Annotated in this window: 15 protein-coding genes, 1 tRNA gene and 3 pseudogenes; 11 read left to right on the forward strand and 8 right to left on the reverse strand. The window is 59.5% G+C overall.

The window, feature by feature from the left end; translation table 11 throughout:
* Nucleotides 1-237: 237 nt before the first annotated feature.
* The 3 genes and pseudogenes from P6U16_RS15740 to P6U16_RS15750 form a co-directional block, all read right to left on the reverse strand.
* Nucleotides 238-1,014 (reverse strand): VOC family protein, encoded by a 777-nt coding sequence (locus P6U16_RS15740; RefSeq protein WP_277701330.1) that lies wholly within the window; start codon nucleotides 1,012-1,014, stop codon nucleotides 238-240.
* The gene (locus tag P6U16_RS15745; protein ID WP_277701331.1) at nucleotides 1,011-1,523 is read right to left on the reverse strand and encodes a DUF1579 domain-containing protein; all 513 of its coding nucleotides are present in this window, start codon (nucleotides 1,521-1,523) and stop codon (nucleotides 1,011-1,013) included. The genes P6U16_RS15740 and P6U16_RS15745 overlap by 4 nt, the downstream gene beginning before the upstream one ends.
* Before the next feature lie 28 nt (nucleotides 1,524-1,551).
* A pseudogene (locus tag P6U16_RS15750) lies at nucleotides 1,552-2,279 on the reverse strand (thioredoxin family protein).
* Nucleotides 2,280-2,354: 75 nt separating this feature from the next.
* Here P6U16_RS15750 and P6U16_RS15755 point away from each other — a divergent pair.
* Together P6U16_RS15755 and P6U16_RS15760 are read left to right on the forward strand one after the other, a co-directional pair.
* Nucleotides 2,355-2,804, forward strand: coding sequence for a MarR family transcriptional regulator (locus tag P6U16_RS15755; RefSeq protein ID WP_277701332.1), 450 nt, complete (start codon nucleotides 2,355-2,357; stop codon nucleotides 2,802-2,804).
* Nucleotides 2,805-2,848: 44 nt separating this feature from the next.
* Nucleotides 2,849-3,241 carry a VOC family protein gene (locus tag P6U16_RS15760; RefSeq protein ID WP_277701333.1) on the forward strand — a complete coding sequence of 131 codons (393 nt, stop codon included), beginning with the start codon at nucleotides 2,849-2,851 and terminating at the stop codon, nucleotides 3,239-3,241.
* A gap of 57 nt (nucleotides 3,242-3,298) precedes the next feature.
* Here P6U16_RS15760 and ilvD read toward each other — a convergent pair whose 3' ends face one another.
* Nucleotides 3,299-5,146 (reverse strand): dihydroxy-acid dehydratase, encoded by a 1,848-nt coding sequence (gene ilvD, locus P6U16_RS15765; protein WP_277701334.1) that lies wholly within the window; start codon nucleotides 5,144-5,146, stop codon nucleotides 3,299-3,301.
* 443 nt (nucleotides 5,147-5,589) lie between these two features.
* Here ilvD and P6U16_RS15770 point away from each other — a divergent pair, with 443 nt between their 5' ends.
* The 6 genes from P6U16_RS15770 (at nucleotide 5,590) to P6U16_RS15795 (ending at nucleotide 9,229) form a co-directional block, all read left to right on the forward strand.
* On the forward strand, nucleotides 5,590-5,901 hold the full coding sequence (locus P6U16_RS15770) for a hypothetical protein (RefSeq protein WP_277701335.1): 312 nt from the start codon (nucleotides 5,590-5,592) through the stop codon (nucleotides 5,899-5,901).
* A gap of 451 nt (nucleotides 5,902-6,352) precedes the next feature.
* The gene (locus P6U16_RS15775; RefSeq protein WP_277701336.1) at nucleotides 6,353-6,913 is read left to right on the forward strand and encodes a PAS domain-containing protein; all 561 of its coding nucleotides are present in this window, start codon (nucleotides 6,353-6,355) and stop codon (nucleotides 6,911-6,913) included.
* Entirely contained in the window at nucleotides 6,838-7,695 is an 858-nt protein-coding gene (locus tag P6U16_RS15780; protein WP_277701337.1) for a HAMP domain-containing sensor histidine kinase, read from the forward strand. Before P6U16_RS15775 ends, P6U16_RS15780 begins: the two co-directional genes overlap by 76 nt.
* 44 nt (nucleotides 7,696-7,739) lie before the next feature.
* Nucleotides 7,740-7,916, forward strand: a complete 177-nt coding sequence (locus tag P6U16_RS15785) for a response regulator (protein WP_277701338.1) — start codon at nucleotides 7,740-7,742, stop codon at nucleotides 7,914-7,916.
* 20 nt (nucleotides 7,917-7,936) lie between these two features.
* The gene (locus P6U16_RS15790; protein ID WP_277701339.1) at nucleotides 7,937-8,641 is read left to right on the forward strand and encodes a histidine kinase dimerization/phospho-acceptor domain-containing protein; all 705 of its coding nucleotides are present in this window, start codon (nucleotides 7,937-7,939) and stop codon (nucleotides 8,639-8,641) included.
* Between the two features lie 171 nt (nucleotides 8,642-8,812).
* Nucleotides 8,813-9,229: a response regulator gene (locus tag P6U16_RS15795; RefSeq protein ID WP_277701340.1), complete on the forward strand. Its 417-nt coding sequence runs from the start codon at nucleotides 8,813-8,815 to the stop codon at nucleotides 9,227-9,229.
* Nucleotides 9,230-9,326: 97 nt separating this feature from the next.
* Here the strand turns inward: P6U16_RS15795 and P6U16_RS15800 are convergent.
* Together P6U16_RS15800 and cpdR1 are read right to left on the reverse strand one after the other, a co-directional pair.
* A tRNA-Val gene (locus P6U16_RS15800) sits at nucleotides 9,327-9,401 on the reverse strand.
* Between the two features lie 106 nt (nucleotides 9,402-9,507).
* Nucleotides 9,508-9,871: pseudogene (gene cpdR1 / locus P6U16_RS15805) on the reverse strand (response regulator CpdR1).
* 193 nt (nucleotides 9,872-10,064) lie between these two features.
* Between cpdR1 and P6U16_RS15810 the strand changes: the two are divergent.
* On the forward strand, nucleotides 10,065-10,949 hold the full coding sequence (locus tag P6U16_RS15810; protein WP_277701341.1) for an N-formylglutamate amidohydrolase: 885 nt from the start codon (nucleotides 10,065-10,067) through the stop codon (nucleotides 10,947-10,949).
* A 443-nt stretch (nucleotides 10,950-11,392) separates the two neighbouring features.
* Nucleotides 11,393-12,166, forward strand: a complete 774-nt coding sequence (gene hisN / locus P6U16_RS15815) for a histidinol-phosphatase (RefSeq protein ID WP_277701342.1) — start codon at nucleotides 11,393-11,395, stop codon at nucleotides 12,164-12,166.
* An 18-nt stretch (nucleotides 12,167-12,184) separates the two neighbouring features.
* Here the strand turns inward: hisN and P6U16_RS15820 are convergent, their stop codons facing one another.
* Nucleotides 12,185-13,180 (reverse strand): alpha/beta hydrolase, encoded by a 996-nt coding sequence (locus tag P6U16_RS15820; protein ID WP_277701343.1) that lies wholly within the window; start codon nucleotides 13,178-13,180, stop codon nucleotides 12,185-12,187.
* Between the two features lie 431 nt (nucleotides 13,181-13,611).
* On the opposite strand from P6U16_RS15820, the pseudogene P6U16_RS15825 reads away from it, so the two are divergent.
* Nucleotides 13,612-14,087: pseudogene (locus tag P6U16_RS15825) on the forward strand (Hsp20 family protein).
* Nucleotides 14,088-14,155: 68 nt separating this feature from the next.
* Here the strand turns inward: P6U16_RS15825 and P6U16_RS15830 are convergent.
* The gene (locus tag P6U16_RS15830) at nucleotides 14,156-15,202 is read right to left on the reverse strand and encodes a low specificity L-threonine aldolase (RefSeq protein WP_277701344.1); all 1,047 of its coding nucleotides are present in this window, start codon (nucleotides 15,200-15,202) and stop codon (nucleotides 14,156-14,158) included.
* Nucleotides 15,203-15,527: the final 325 nt, after the last annotated feature.

A 15,527-nucleotide genomic window follows, 5' to 3' on the forward strand; every position in this document is an offset into this window, starting at 1 on the left:
CCTTGATGACAGGTCTCTGCCGTCATTGGGAATGACTTTGTGCAATGCGAAGGGAGATTGCAAGGCTGAATCACCCAAAACCGCGCTGTGTCGACAGAGGCTTTGCTGCAATTATTGGCATTGGCTCCGAATGCACCCAAAATCAGCAGTGCGGTGCTTCAGGATATCTGTTCTCAAGCATTCGTGTGGATCGCGTCCACGCCGCAATGGCCGCGTGGACGCTCTCTTGCGTATGCTCTACCGTTTCATAGAAACGAGATTGAAGTGCGCGCCCTGCGGGTCGATGCAATTGATGATCCAGGAGCCGCCGGGAACCTCCATCGGGCCCATCAGGATCTGTCCGCCGCCAGCCTTGACGCGCTCGACAGCCGCGTCGATGGCATCGACATTGAAATAATAGCCCCAGTGGGGCGGGGCTGGCACATCCTTGGGCTTCGTCATCATGCCGCCGAAGCCGGGACCGCCATTGGCGCCGAAGGTCTGGTAGACGCCCATCTCGCCCATGTCCACGGCCATGTCCTTGGTCCAGCCGAAGGCGGAGGAATAGAAGGCCCAGGCGCTGTCGAGGTCGCCGGCCATCAGTTCGTTCCAGCCGACCTGGCCATTGCTGCCCGGAGGAAGCTGGGGACCCATGTCGCCATCATCGGTCGAGAACAGGGAAAAGACTGCGCCATGTGGATCGGCGATGACCGCAAACCGCCCGACACCCGGGATATCGCGCGGCTGCTCGATGATGGTGGCGCCCTTCGCGGCGAGGTCTGCCGCCGTCTTGTCGATATCGTCGACGCCGATATAGCCGACCCAGCAGGGCGGCATTCCGGGCGGCGCGTCTTCCGGCATGGCCATCAGGCCGGCAGCGCGCTGTTCGCCAGTGTAGAAAAGCGTGTAGTCGAAGCCGACCATGCCGCTGTCGGCGGCCCGCCAGCCGACGACGCTCGTGTAGAATTCCGTGGCGGCCGCAGTGTCCGTGGTCATCAGTTCGTGCCAGACGAACGTACCAAGTGGGTTGCTCATGCTCTTCCTCCTTCTTTGTCTTTGTCAGGTGCGGCTGTCTTTGAGGCTGCCGCCATACGTTTGTACTGCGATGCCATGACAGGCTTCCAACTGCCATCGGCTGCCTGCATGCGCGACGAGAAGAGGCGGGTGTCGGTGTCCACGATCTCGATGATATCCTGATAGCGTGCGATGCGGCCCGAGCCGTCCATATCCGGTCCGTCGCAATCAAGCGTCAGCACCTTGCCGGTCTCGTCGAGCGCGCCTTCATAGACCCAGAGATTTTTCATCATCGTGCCGATCGTCGATCCGACGAAGCATTTCCTGTCCGGGTCGTATCCGAGCGTCATGATCATCGTCGCCGTACTGCCGTCCGACATGGGGCCTGACATTTCGGCGATGAGCCAGAGACCGTCCAGGGAGCGTGCATCCTCCGTCCAGACCGAGTGTTTATCGAAATCGAAGATGACACTCCAACGGCCTTTCAATTGTTCCAGCCAGCGGTGTTCCGCTGTGCGTTCGATTTTCATGTCATCCTCCCGTTCAAGACTTCGGCAGTCAGGCGCAGCAGGAATGCGCCTTGGGTGCCTGCTCGTATTCGTCATGTCGCTTGAGGAAGCTCATCGTCGAGCTTTCGTTGCGGCCTTTCGGCGCCCGGTCAAGGATCATCATCGTCGCCAGGACTTCCTCGCCGCCGCGGGCATAGTCGGAATAGGTATGGTAGATGCTGCCGTCCTCGCCCCTGTAGAAGGCGCTCATGCCCGGCAGTTCATCATGGGCCTTGTCGGAGGAGATCTCCGAGAAATTGTAGAAGACCTTGCCACTGTCCAGTTCCTCCTTGGTAAAGGAGACGTGGAAGTCACGGTTGAAGTCACTGCCGAAGGACGAGACCCAGGGAATTTCCAGCCCATGCGGTTTTTATAGGCCGTGATCTTGTCAAGAGGTGCGCGAGCAACCGCGACGAAGGTCACATCATGATTGTTGAGATGGGGAAGCGTGCCGTCAATGTGATCGGCGAGGAATGAGCAGCCGGTGCAGCCGGCATCCCAGTCAGGACCGAACATGAAATGATAGATCATCAGCTGGCTGCGGCCGTCAAACAGGGCATCCAGCGTCTTGACGCCGGCCGGCGTGTCGAAGGTGTAAGTCTTGTCGATCTTCACCCAGGGCAAGGCCAGACGCTCGGCCCGGATCTTGTCGCGCAGGCGGGTTTCCTCTTTTTCTGTCGCCAGCAGTGCCCGGCGGGCCTCCAGCCATTCCTCGCGTGTTACAACCGGATTGTTCATCATCGTTCATTCCTCCTCAAGAAATCGCGTTTCGTTCCCGTTGACTAATTATGTTGATATCAACATTATTCCGAGATGTCAAAACCCATTGTGATTCCTTTCGAGACGACGCTTCTTGTTCGCGATACCTGCCTGTGCCTGCATGTACAGCGCGCCGCGCGCGCCTTGGCCCGCCGTTTCGATGATGCGCTGCGGCCTTTCGATCTGACCAACGGCCAGTTTTCTCTGCTGATGTCGCTCAATCGTCCGGAGCCTCCGGGCATGGCACCGGTGGCCTCACTGCTGGCCATGGATCGCACGACGCTGACCGCGGCGCTGAAGCCGCTCGAGCGGCGCGGACTGGTGGAGCTGGTGGCAGACCCGAAGGACCGCCGCTCGAAGCGCCTGAGGCTGACGCCGCGCGGTCACGCCGTGCTGGCGGAGGCGGTTCCCGTCTGGAAAAGCACGCATGCCGATGTCGATGCGCTGCTTCCAGGGCAGGAGGGTCCTGAGAGATTGCGCAGCGATCTCAGGGCTTTATCCTGACACATCCCATTTTACCCCTGCAGAAATAATGGAGGAGACTGCACATGAAGATGATTTTCGTGAACCTGCCGGTAAAGGACCTGGAAAAGTCGAGGGCGTTTTTCGGCGGCCTTGGCTACAGTTTCAATCCGGATTATTCCGACGACACGGCCGCTTGCATGGTGATCTCGGAGAGCATCTTCGTCATGCTACTCACCCATCCAAAATTCAAGGATTTCATCAACGGCGAGATCAGCGATGCGCACAAGGCAACGGAAGTGCTGACATGCCTTACCGCCGATAGCCGCGCCGAAGTGGATGATATTCTGGCCAAGGCGCTTGCCGGCGGCGCCAAGCCCTGGAAGCCCAACCTGGATCTCGGCTTCATGTACAGCTGCAGCTTCCAGGACCTCGACGGCCATATCTGGGAATATGTGCATATGGCGCAAGCTGCCTGACGACAGCACTTCGTCCAGAGAAAGGCCCGTCTCGCGAAGAGGCGGGCCTTGTCGTTTCTACATATTTTCGAACTCGCCGAGATCGCGCACCGCGCCGCGGGCGGCGGAGGTGGCGAAGGCGGCGTAGGCCTTGAGCGCCTGGGTGACCTTGCGTTTGCGCGGCTTGGCCGGCTTCCAGCCCTTGGCATCCTGCTCGGCGCGCCGGGCGGCAAGTTCGCTTTCCGTGACGCGGAGCGAGATCGAGCGGTTGGGGATATCGATATCGACCATATCGCCTTCGCGCACCAGGCCGATCGTGCCGCCTTCGGCTGCTTCCGGCGAGACGTGGCCGATCGACAGGCCGGACGTGCCGCCGGAGAAGCGACCGTCGGTGATCAGCGCGCAGGCCTTGCCGAGACCCTTGGATTTCAGATAGCTCGTCGGATAGAGCATTTCCTGCATGCCCGGTCCGCCGCGCGGGCCTTCATAGCGGATGACAAGCACGTCGCCGGCTTTGATCTCGTTGGAGAGCAGCGCCTTGACCGTATCGTCCTGGCTTTCGAAGACGCGGGCGGGGCCGGAGAATTTCAGGATCGATTCGTCCACGCCCGCTGTCTTCACGATGCAGCCGTCGATGGCGATGTTGCCCTTGAGGACCGCGATGCCGCCATCCTTGGAGAAGGCGCTTTCGGCGGAGCGGATCGCGCCTGTGTGGCGGTCGAGATCGAGTTCGGCCCAGCGGTTGGACTGGCTGAACGCCTGCGTGGTGCGCACGCCGCCAGGCGCGGCCATGAAGAAATTACGGACCGTATCGGAATTGGTGCGGCTGATGTCCCACTTGTCGAGCGCATGCGCCATCGATGTCGCGTGAACCGTCGGCTCGTCGCGGTTGATCAGGCCGGCGCGGTCGAGTTGGCCGAGGATCGACATGATGCCGCCGGCGCGATGCACGTCTTCCATGTGCACGTCGCTCTTGGCCGGTGCGACCTTGCAGAGCACCGGAACCTTGCGCGACAGCGCATCGATATCATCCATGGTGAAATCGACGCCGCCTTCGTGCGCGGCGGCCAGGATATGCAGCACGGTATTGGTCGAGCCGCCCATGGCAATGTCGAGCGCCATGGCGTTTTCGAAGGCTTTCTTCGTGGCGATGGAGCGCGGCAGCGCCGTTTCGTCGTCCTGCTCGTAGTAGCGACGGGCGAGATCGACGATCAGGTGACCGGCCTCGACGAACAGGCGTTTGCGGTCGGAATGGGTGGCGAGCGTCGAGCCGTTGCCGGGCAGCGATAGGCCGAGCGCTTCCGTCAGACAGTTCATCGAATTGGCCGTGAACATGCCGGAGCACGAGCCGCAGGTCGGGCAGGCGGCTTCCTCGACGGCCTGGACTTCCTCGTCGGTGTAGTGCTCGTCCGCCGCCATGACCATGGCGTCGACCAGATCCAGCGCCTGCAGCTTGCCCTTGAGCATCGCCTTGCCGGCTTCCATCGGGCCACCGGAGACGAAGATCACAGGAATATTGATGCGCATCGCGGCGTTCAGCATGCCGGGGGTGATCTTGTCGCAATTGGAGATGCAGACCATGGCGTCGGCACAATGGGCATTGACCATGTATTCGACGCTGTCGGCGATCAGGTCGCGCGACGGCAGCGAATAGAGCATGCCGTCATGGCCCATGGCGATGCCGTCATCGACGGCGATCGTGTTGAATTCCTTGGCGACGCCACCGGCAGCCTCAATCTCGCGGGCAACCAGTTGGCCCAGGTCCTTCAGGTGGACATGGCCGGGCACGAACTGCGTGAAGGAGTTGACCACAGCAATGATGGGCTTGCCGAAATCGCCGTCCTTCATGCCGGTTGCGCGCCAAAGGCCGCGGGCGCCGGCCATGTTGCGGCCATGGGTGGTGGTGCGGGAGCGATAGACTGGCATAGACGTCTTCCTTGAAAGCGCGTGGGTGGATGGCGGATCAGATAGTTACGGCCGCCGCGCGATTGCAGGGGTTCCTAGCGCAAATGCGGCCGCCCGTCACTGTCACTCTAGCACGAAACCGTCCATTCCTGACCGGAACCTGGCTGAAAAACACGCTTTTTGCCTGTGCTAAGGGTAGGGGCCGCAGAGTGCAGGCGCAAATTTCATCCGCGAGCGGGCGAAGCTCACAAGGAATGGGTTTGTCGGTGTTTTCGGCTTCATGTTGAATCTGTTTATTTTTTCTTTGAATTTTAAGTAGAGATCGCATGTGCGGAACAAGTTTTATCAAAATACAGAATAAAAAAGCTGGATGAATCGTCCTTCTGCATAGGCGTGCTGAAGTCATGGTGAGTTCCATCCCGCGACTACACCTGAGAGCTTCCGCCCTTATGAAAGGAGCGACTATGTATAGAATGTTTAGAGCCATCGGCGCTGCAGTCATTGCATTCGGTATCGGGTTTACAGCGGCAGTTCCGGTCACGGCAGCCCCGCTGATGCCGGTGCAGGTCGAAACGAAGTCCAAGGCCGAGACGGTCAACCATCGCCGCTGGCATCGCCGCAACCATTACCGCCATGGCTACGAGCGACACCATTCCCGCAGCTACGGCTATCGCCGTCATCACCGGAACAGCGACTATTGGGGCGGCCATGACGGACGTCGGGGTTATGGCCACCATCGCCGTCACTATCCCAGGTTCGGCATCTATTTCAATTGAGCAGCGCTGATCTTTACGATGGCAGGTACAGCCACCCGTGCCTGCCATCATCTCGTCGATTGTGCTTCGGCGAGCAGAGCTAAACAGACCATTTCTCGTTCACCGGAATACGCAGGTTTTATATTTTATCGTCTTATATTTATGAACAACTGCGCGCGTACTGTCTTCGACGCGCAAAGTTGGTGAAACTGAATGACAAGGGAAGGGCTGTTTCGATTTGGTGATTTCACGATTTGATCACTTATTCTGGGCAGCGTTATCGATACCAACTCTGGACCAGTGACACTGCCGTTCCACTGACCACGATCATAGCGCCACCGAACGTTAGGCTCCGGTTGCGAAAGCCCATCGACACCCGTGCGAATAAACGCATAGGCCAATTGTTACACCTCGACGTGCAACCCGTCGCACTGTACTTTCCGGAGCACACCGGGAATAGAGGTGATTTGATTTGACGATCGAAACCGCACTGCCAGCCGGGGCCTACCAGGCGCTGTTTGAATCCGCTCCCGGCCTTTATCTCGTCCTCACGCGCGAATTCACGATCGTCGCCGTCAGTGCCGCCTATCTCGAAGCGACCAAGACAAACCGTGACACGATCATTGGGCGCGGAATTTTCGAGATATTTCCTGACAATCCCAACGATCCGGAAGCGACGGGCGTGCGCAACCTGCGCGAATCGCTGCAGCGGGTCGTCGCGACCGGCCGCGGGGATGCGATGGCCGTACAGCAATACGATATCCGCAGGCCGGATTCGGAAGGGGGCGGTTTCGAGGAACGCTTCTGGAGCCCGTTCAACAAGCCGGTGCTGACGGAGGCCGGCGCGGTTTCCTACATCATCCACCGGGTTGAAGACGTCACCGAGTTTATCCGGCTGAAGCGCCGGGGCACCGAACAGCAGGAACTCAATGAGCAGTTGCGCACCCGTGCCGAAAAATGGAATCCGAGGTTTTCCAGCGGGCCCAGGAGGTTGGGGAAGCCAACCGCAAGCTGCGCGAACTGGACCGGCTGAAGACGCATTTCTTCGCCAATATCAGCCACGAACTGCGCACGCCGCTGACCCTGATCCTCGGGCCCGTCGGCAAACATCTGGCTGCACCCGCGCTTGACGCCGGTCTGCGCCGGGACCTCGAAATGGTGCAGAGAAACGCGCGCATCCTGCTCAAGCAGGTGAGCAACCTGCTCGATGTCGCCAAGCTCGAGGCCGGCCGGTTCGAGATGGACTATGTCCGGACAGATCTTGCACCCCTCGTCAAACTGCTGGCGGCGAATTTCGAAACGGTGGCGAGCGATCGTTCCATCCGCTTCGACATCGACGCCGATGTCCCCATGGTCATGGATATCGACCATGAGAAGGTCCAGCGGATTGTGCTCAATCTCCTGTCCAATGCGTTCAAATTCACGCCGGCCGGCGGCACGGTTCGGGTTTCTCTCGAAAAGACCGACGACCGCGCGATCCTGCTTGTGGACGATACCGGGCCGGGCATCCCTGCGCAGGCGAGGGAGGCGATTTTCGAGCGTTTTTACCAGCTGGATCGCGAGCATACGGGCCAGAAGGGAGGTACTGGGCTGGGGCTTGCCATCGTCCGGGAATTTGTCAACCTCTGCCGGGGCAAGGCCCGTGCGACGACCAATCCGCTGGGTGGCGCGAGATTCATCATCGAGCTGCCCTTGCAGGCGCCGGCCGGGGTGGTTGTGCGGGATGGCGAAGCGCTTGTCGATGGCGGTGGTGATCCACCGTTATTGGTCGATGCCGTCAGCCAGCCGCCGCCCCCGACGAACCTGTACCCCTGACGATCGGCACGTCGCTGGTCCTGCTGGTCGAGGACAATCCGGACATGCGCGGCTACATCGCCGGCCTGCTTTCGGATGCCTATCGCGTCGAAGTGGCGACAAACGGCAAGGATGGACTAGAAAAGGCACGTCAGCTTCTGCCTGACATTATCGTCACAGATGTGATGATGCCCGTCATGACAGGCGACGAGATGGTGCGGCAATTGCTGGCCGATCCCTAACCCAGGACCTTCCAGTATTGATGCTGACGGCGAAAACCGACGACCAGCTGAAGATGGAGATGCTGCGCGAAGGGGTCGGCGATTATCTCGCCAAACCGTTCTCCATGGAGGAATTCCGCGTCAAGGTGGAGAGGTTGACGGCCCAGCGCCGGCGCACCATCGCCGAGCGGGCGATCCTTCTGCAGAAGCTTCTGAAATCGAACCAGGACCTTGAACGCTTCGCCTATGCGACGGCCCATGACCTGCGCTCGCCGCTGCGCTCCATCGACATTTTGGCGCAATGGGTCGAGGAGGACTCGGTCGGCACGCTGCACCCGCAAAGCGCCGAGCATCTGCAGAAACTGCGACAGCAGATCAAGCGCATGGAAAAGCTGCTGCGCGACATGCTGGATTATTCCACCATGGAGCAGGCGACAGATGAGGCCGGTGAGATCGTCAAGGGCAGCGTGCTGCTCACGGATATCCTGGCGCTGCTCGCCCCTCCGGCAGAATTTACGATAAACGCGTCCGAAGCGTTTCAGCGGCTGTCGATGCCGCGCATGCCGCTACAGCAGATTTTCTACAATCTCGTCCAGAATGCCATCCGGCATCATGATGGTGAGACAGGTCGGATCGAGCTTGACGTCGAGGTGGATGGCCCGCGCTATGTGTTTACTGTGCGTGACGACGGCCCGGAATCGATCCGAAATATCACGCGAAAATTTTCGACATGTTCCAGACTCTGAAACCACGATCGCAAAAAGATGGCAGCGGAATGGGTTTGGCATTGATTCGCAAGCTTGTTGGCATGCACGGTGGAAACGTCACTGTTGAATCGGAGCCGGGCAAGGGGGCCAGTTTCCGATTCAGCTGGCCGCGGCCTTTAAAGCCTGGGCAGAGGGAGGAGCATCACCGCTATGCCTGAGAAAAACATTGATGTATTGATCGTCGAGGATAGCGAAATCGATACGATGGCGGTTTTACGCGCCTTCCGCAAAGCCGATATCACCAACGCGACACATCAGGCCTGTGACGGCGTCGAGGCACTTGACATGCTGCGCGGCACGGGCGGCAAATCCGCGCTGCCACAGCCCTGCCTGATCCTGCTCGACATCAACATGCCGCGGATGGACGGTATCTCCATGCTCGACGAGCTGCGCGAGGACGACGGTATAAAGGACAGCATCGTCTTCATGCTGACGACCTCCGGCCACACGGTCGATCGAAAGGCGGCCTACGAGCGCAACGTCGCGGGCTATTTCCTGAAGGAAAACCTCGGGCCGCTGGTCGAGATGCTGAAACCCTATTGCCAGGGCAATGAATTCCCGGTGTGAGGCAGAAGGAGGGCTCTGAGCGCCCCGTGGCGCCCTTGAACCGACCATGCCCAAAAGCAAAGGGCTCAGCGATTTCTCGCTAAGCCCTTGAAAAGGATGGTGGGCGTAACAGGGATTGAACCTGTGACCCCTACGATGTCAACGTAGTGCTCTCCCGCTGAGCTATACGCCCATCCGATGTCGGCGCATAGATCACAAAACCTCTTATGGCGTCAATAGGCTTTTATCGGCTTTTTGACAGGAAGTTTTGTGACCGTCCGGACGCCTTGCACAGCAGGCTATGCGGCCAGCATTTTGTTTACTTCATCCACCAGATCACGCAGGTGGAACGGCTTCGACAGGACCTTTGCGTCCTTCGGTGCTTTCAGAATCAGGGTTCAGCGCAACGGCGGCAAAGCCGGTGATGAACATCACCTTGAGATCCGGATCCAGTTCCGTTGCGCGGCGTGCCAACTCGATGCCGTCCATTTCCGGCATGACAATGTCGGTCAGGAGCAGGGAGAAGGGTTCTTCGCGCAGCCGGTCATAGGCACTGGCGCCATTGTCGTACGACATCACCTTGTAGCCGGCCTTTTCCAGGGCCTTCACGAGAAAGCGGCGCATGTCGTTGTCGTCTTCGGCAAGGAGGATTTTTGGACTCATGGGTTCAGCCGTTGCTACTTCCATCTAAATGTTGGGAATTGCGGAGCCTTCATGAAACCGCATGTGGGTAAATATCCGGTGAAGACTTGAGGTCAAGCCCTGCCGCCGGTCTGGATCGACTATGGACACAGATGCCACCAACTGGCAACATACACGAAGCAGTCACATTATGACATGGTAAAAAAGGGCTCAGATGGCGGGCGACGTCTGCGAAAAAGACCTGTTTGAGGTCCTGGAGCCGGAAACGCAGCGCATTCCCTTCGTTTTCAATTCTCCCCATAGCGGTAGGGTTTATCCACCGGCTTTTCTCAGCCAGTCGCGTCTCGATGCCATGTCCATCCGCCGCTCCGAAGACCATTATGTCGATGAGCTGTTCCATTTCGTGACGGATCTCGGCGCGCCGCTGCTGGTGGCACATTTCCCGCGTGCCTTTCTCGACGTCAATCGGGAGCCCTACGAACTCGACCCGCGTATGTTCGACGGTCCCCTGCCGCCGCATGCCAATATCAGCTCACTCAGGGTCGCCGGCGGTCTTGGAACCGTGCCGCGGCTGGTTGCCGAAAACATGGAAATCTACGCACGGCGCTTCCCCGTCGAGGAGGCGCTGACGCGTATCGAGGAAATCTACAAGCCCTACCATGCCTGCCTGCGTCGGCTCATTGCCCGCACCCATGTGCAGTTCGGCCTGTCGGTGCTGATCGACTGCCATTCGATGCCTGGCAATATCCGCGTGGCCGGCAGCAGCCAGCGCCCGGATTTCATCATCGGCGACCGCTACGGCACAAGCGCTTCCGCCGAACTGTCGCGCACGGCGGTCGGTCTGCTCGAGGACCTCGGCTTTTCGGTCGCCCGCAACAAGCCCTATGCCGGCGGCTTCATCACCGAGCATTACGGACGTCCGGCGCGGGGGCTGCATGCCCTGCAGATCGAGATCAATCGCGGGCTCTATGTCGATGAAGCGACGCTGCGCAAGAAACCGGGTTTCGGGGAGCTTGCCCAGGCAATCGCGATGTTCGTTTCGAAGCTCGCTTTGCATGTCGAGAGCTATCCCGAACATACGGCATTGGCCGCGGAATAATTTATTTCAAGACGATGTGAGAGATGGAGTTGCGCTTGGCGTAGCCTGCCGGCGAGCTTTGCCGCTGCCTATCGGCAGCCATCGAAAGGGCAAAAAAACCGCGCCTGTGGCGCGGCTAAGTCTAGGGAGGAAACACCCAAGGAGGGTATTTACAGCCACAAGTGACTGTAAGCAAAAATTAATATTGCAGCGCACCATTGTCAAGCGAAAAACCGGGGCGGCTTCGCGGTGCGGCCGATTCCAGGGTGAGCATTGTTGGCGTTTTGGAGCAAAAATTCGCATTTTTGATCGGGATTGAGTGACGTACATCCGATTCCGCGGTGACTCCGATGCGATTCCGGGCGTTGGTGCGATATTTTTTCGTTTTTGCTGCGATTGTTTTTCTTTTCAAAAAAATGGTCTAAGCAGGTTGAACGCCCTCCATGCTTCAAAATGAGGTTCTCATGCTGCCGGATCGTGACTTTTTCAACCGTCTCGCGGATGCCGCGAAGGCGGAAACCCTCCCGCGTTTCCGGACCGGCACCAGCGTTGCCAACAAGGAGGCCGGCGGCTTCGATCCTGTCACCGAAGGCGATCGCGCGGCCGAAGCGGCGATCCGGGCGCTGATCGAGGCGCATTTCCCCGATCACGGCATTCTGGGCGAAGAATTCGGCAATGTCGGTCTCGACCGCGATTATGTCTGGGTCATCGACCCGATCGACGGCACGCGCGCCTTCATCTCCGGCCTGCCGGTCTGGGGAACGCTGATCGGCCTCTATCACAAGGGCGAGGCCGTCATGGGCCTGATGGACCAGCCGTTTACCGGCGAACGCTTCCTCGCTGATGGACAACAGTCGTTTTACAGCGGCCCCGGCGGCGACAAGGTGATTGCGACCCGCCCGTGCAACGACCTCTCCGAAGCGATTCTGTTCACGACCTCGCCGCATCTCTACAAGGGCGACATCAAGACCCGTTTCGAAACGGTACAGGAAAAGGTGCAGCTGGCGCGCTATGGCTGCGATTGTTACGCCTTTGCGCTGCTTGCCTCCGGCCATATCGATCTGGTCATCGAATGCGGGCTGAAGCCCTATGATGTCGGCGGTTTGATTCCGCTGATCGAGCAAGCCGGCGGCATCATCACCGACTGGAACGGCGGACCGGCCGAAATGGGCGGCGAGATCGTCGCTGCCGGCAGCGCAGCACTTCATGCGCAGGCGCTCGCCATCCTCAAGGGCTGATATTCACGGCTTTGCGGCCTACTCGGCTGCACCGGCGAGGTCGGCCATGTCATCGTCGCTGCCGGGAATGAAGGCCTCGATGGCGGCGATGGCCTGGGCGCGATAATGGTCGGCCTCCTGCAGCAGTTCATGGCGGCCACCGTCGATGGGTATCATGTGTCCGGCGCGGAAGTTTCGGGCCAGGTTTTCCACCGCCAGATGCGGCACCAGCCGGTCCTGCGTTGGGGCGAGCACGATCGTCGGCACGCGGATTGTCGTCAGGTGTTCGCGCCGGGTGACACGACGGATGGCCTTGAAAGTCTCATGCAGCCAGCGTGCCGTGGGTGGGCCGAGAGCCAGCTGTGGCTGCGCCGCCGTCAAGGCCGCGTTGCGGGCAAAGCGCCTGGCGTCACTGGTCAGAAGGTTTTTCTCGAAGGGCAGCGAACCGCGATCACGCTTCAGCGGCAGAAAGCCGAGGCCGACGAAACTCACCGTCGCTGCGAGAAAGCCGATCAGTCCCTGGCCGAGGGGTTGTGCGCCGAGCGCGACGAAGGGTGCGCAGACCACGAGCCTGTCGATACGGTTTGCCATCAGCGGGGCATGCGACAGGGCAATGAGCGCGCCCATGGAATGGGCGACCATGAAGAAGGGCAGGCGGGTATCGGGCAACACGATCTGCTCGAGAAAGGTCGAGAGATCAGCTTCGTAATCGGCAAAACGCCTGACATGCCCGCGCCGTGACTGTTTGAGGAGCCGGTCCGAACCGCCCTGGCCGCGCCAGTCGAACGTGGCGACCCACAGGCCGCGGGCCAGGAACTCTGAAATCGTCTCGTAATATTTCTCGATGGATTCGTTGCGGCCCTGCAGAAGCACCACCGTGCCGCGGGCGACCTGCGCATCGCTGCGGAAGATCGCATAGCGGATCTGCTTGCCACCGACGCCGGTGAAGAAGCCGGCCGTCGTGCTGCCCTGTTTCTGGCCCGGCCCATGACCTGGTAGTGGATTGTCGGTCGAGGAGTAGAGGATGTCTGTCATCGGCAGGAAGTTATCCGCACATCTGGCTGGCGTTTCGATCCCCAAGGGATAGGCCGTGGTCTTAGGCGCGTCAAAGAAAACCGGCGCGTCAAAGAAAAAAGGCCGGAAACGGCGGGTAAGCCCGTGCCGTTCCGGCCTCGAAAGCTGAAGGAGAAGGGACATTCACTTCAGCGCCAGGACATTTCTGTCCCGATGCAGTCGTTATAAAGGGCGCAGGCTGAATGCGGGCCGAACCGACCGTTCATCGGCGGTTAATCCGAGAGGAAAATCGATTGGCAGAAACTCGCAAAAAACCTCTTGAAGCCGGGAAAATCAATTCCCATCTGTTGATCACGGTCGCCGATGACGGGGCCGTACCACCGGTTCTGCCGCAGCCTTTGACTGGGGTGGCAGAGCCTTAAACGCAAACCCGTTGCTCTCAAGAGGACATCATGCGTCACGTTGATTTTTCCCCCTGTATCGTTCCACGGTCGGCTTCGACCGGCTTTTCACCATGCTCGACAGTCTCGGCCAGCCGGACCAGTCGCAGACCTATCCGCCGTATAATATCGAGCGGACGGGCGACAATACCTATCGCATTACCATGGCCGTTGCCGGCTTCGACGAAACCGAGCTTTCGATCGAGGCACGCGAGCACACGCTGACGGTGAAAGGCGAGAAGAGCGAAGAAGCTGCAACTGAGAACCAGTTCCTTTATCGCGGCATCGCCAAGCGGGCCTTCGAGCGTCGCTTCCAGCTTGCCGAATATGTGGAAATCCAGTCCGCTTCGCTGAAGCACGGCCTGCTGCACATCGACCTGTTGCGCGAAATCCCGGAAGCGGCAAAGCCGCGCCGGATCGACATCGTCGCTGCCCAGTCTGCTCCAAAGCAGATCGAAGCGACCCAGATCGAAGGCAGCGCCCACTAAGCGCCGGAAACGGTTCGACGGAAAGAGGCGGCGTCCAGACGGGCGCCGCTTTTTTCATGCCTGTTAGATCAGCACGTCGCCAGAAATTGCCCGACATCGTCGTCCGTCGTGGCAAAGCTGGTTACCAGGCGGTAAAGGCCTTCGTCCTTCGCCATGGTCGCGACGACCTCCTGCGGGGCCGGCCAGTCGTAGAAGACCGCACCCTTCTCCTGCAGCGTCTTTGCCGTTGCTGCGTTCAGGATGACGAAGAGTTCGTTGGAGCCTGTCGGCCAGGCGAGCCGTGCGGACGTGGTTTTCGCAATGCCTTCGGCCAGTTTCGCAGCCATGGCATTGGCATGGCGAGCAAGGTCGAGCCAGAGATCGTCGCGCAGATAAGCGTCGAACTGGGCGGCGATGAAACGCGATTTCGAGAAAAGCTGGGCGGAGCGCTTGCGCAGGTAGCTCATCTCGCGTGCCTTTGCGGTATCGAAGAGGATCAGCGCCTCGGCGCACCAGCAGCCGTTCTTGGTGCCGCCGAAAGAGAGAAGGTCGATACCGCTCTTCCAGGTCATCTCCGCCGGCGTTGCACCGAGCGTCACAAGCGCATTGGCAAAGCGGGCACCGTCCATGTGCAGCGGCAGGTCGTGGGATTTGGCGATCGAGGAGATCGCCTGGATTTCGTCGAGCGAATAGACGGTGCCGGCCTCGGTCGCCTGCGTGAGCGTGATCGCCATCGGCTGGCCGCCATGCACGCCGCCGCTCATCGTCCGCTTAATTTCGGCTTTCAGGTTTTCCGGATCCATCCTGCCCAAAAGGCCGCCGACGGGGGCGAGCCGGCTGCCGTGGGCAAAGAACTCCGGTGCTCCGCATTCGTCGGCGTTCACATGGGCATGGGTGTGGCAGAAAGTGTGGCCTCCCGGCCGGTTGGCACTGGCAATCGCCAACGAATTGGCAGCCGTTCCCGTGCCGACGAAGAAGACGGCAACCTCGCGTTCGAAGATGTCGGAGAGCTTCTTCTCCACCGCCTTGTCGAGGTCGCTCGTGCCATAGGCCGAGGCATAGCCGCCGGCGGCCTTGACCAAGCTCTCGGCAATCACCGGATGGGCGCTGGCCCAGTTGTCGGAGGAAAAAATCATGGCGATGTCCTGTTTTTTGTGGCGCGAGCCGCGTCGTCTGGAGGTGTGCCCGGACAATAATGAACCTGATGGCAGGGTCAAAGTCTGATCGTATCAACAGGACATTTTCAGACCATTTTGAAACCAAATGGACGAATGTGCTGCGCTTTTGAAATATAATTACAAAACTCGGCAATTTTCCGCAAGTTTACGAAAAACACTTTGAATATTTTGTGGCAATGCCCTTGCGACACCAACGGCTTTCTGGCATAGAGCCTATGAAATAGGACAGTCTTGCTGTCCTATTTCGGTCTCCAGACCGGAAATCGCCGGAAAAGCCCCGCTC

The sequence above is a fragment of the Rhizobium sp. 32-5/1 genome (assembly GCF_029537235.1).
In the GTDB taxonomy this organism is placed as follows: Bacteria; Pseudomonadota; Alphaproteobacteria; order Rhizobiales; family Rhizobiaceae; genus Pararhizobium.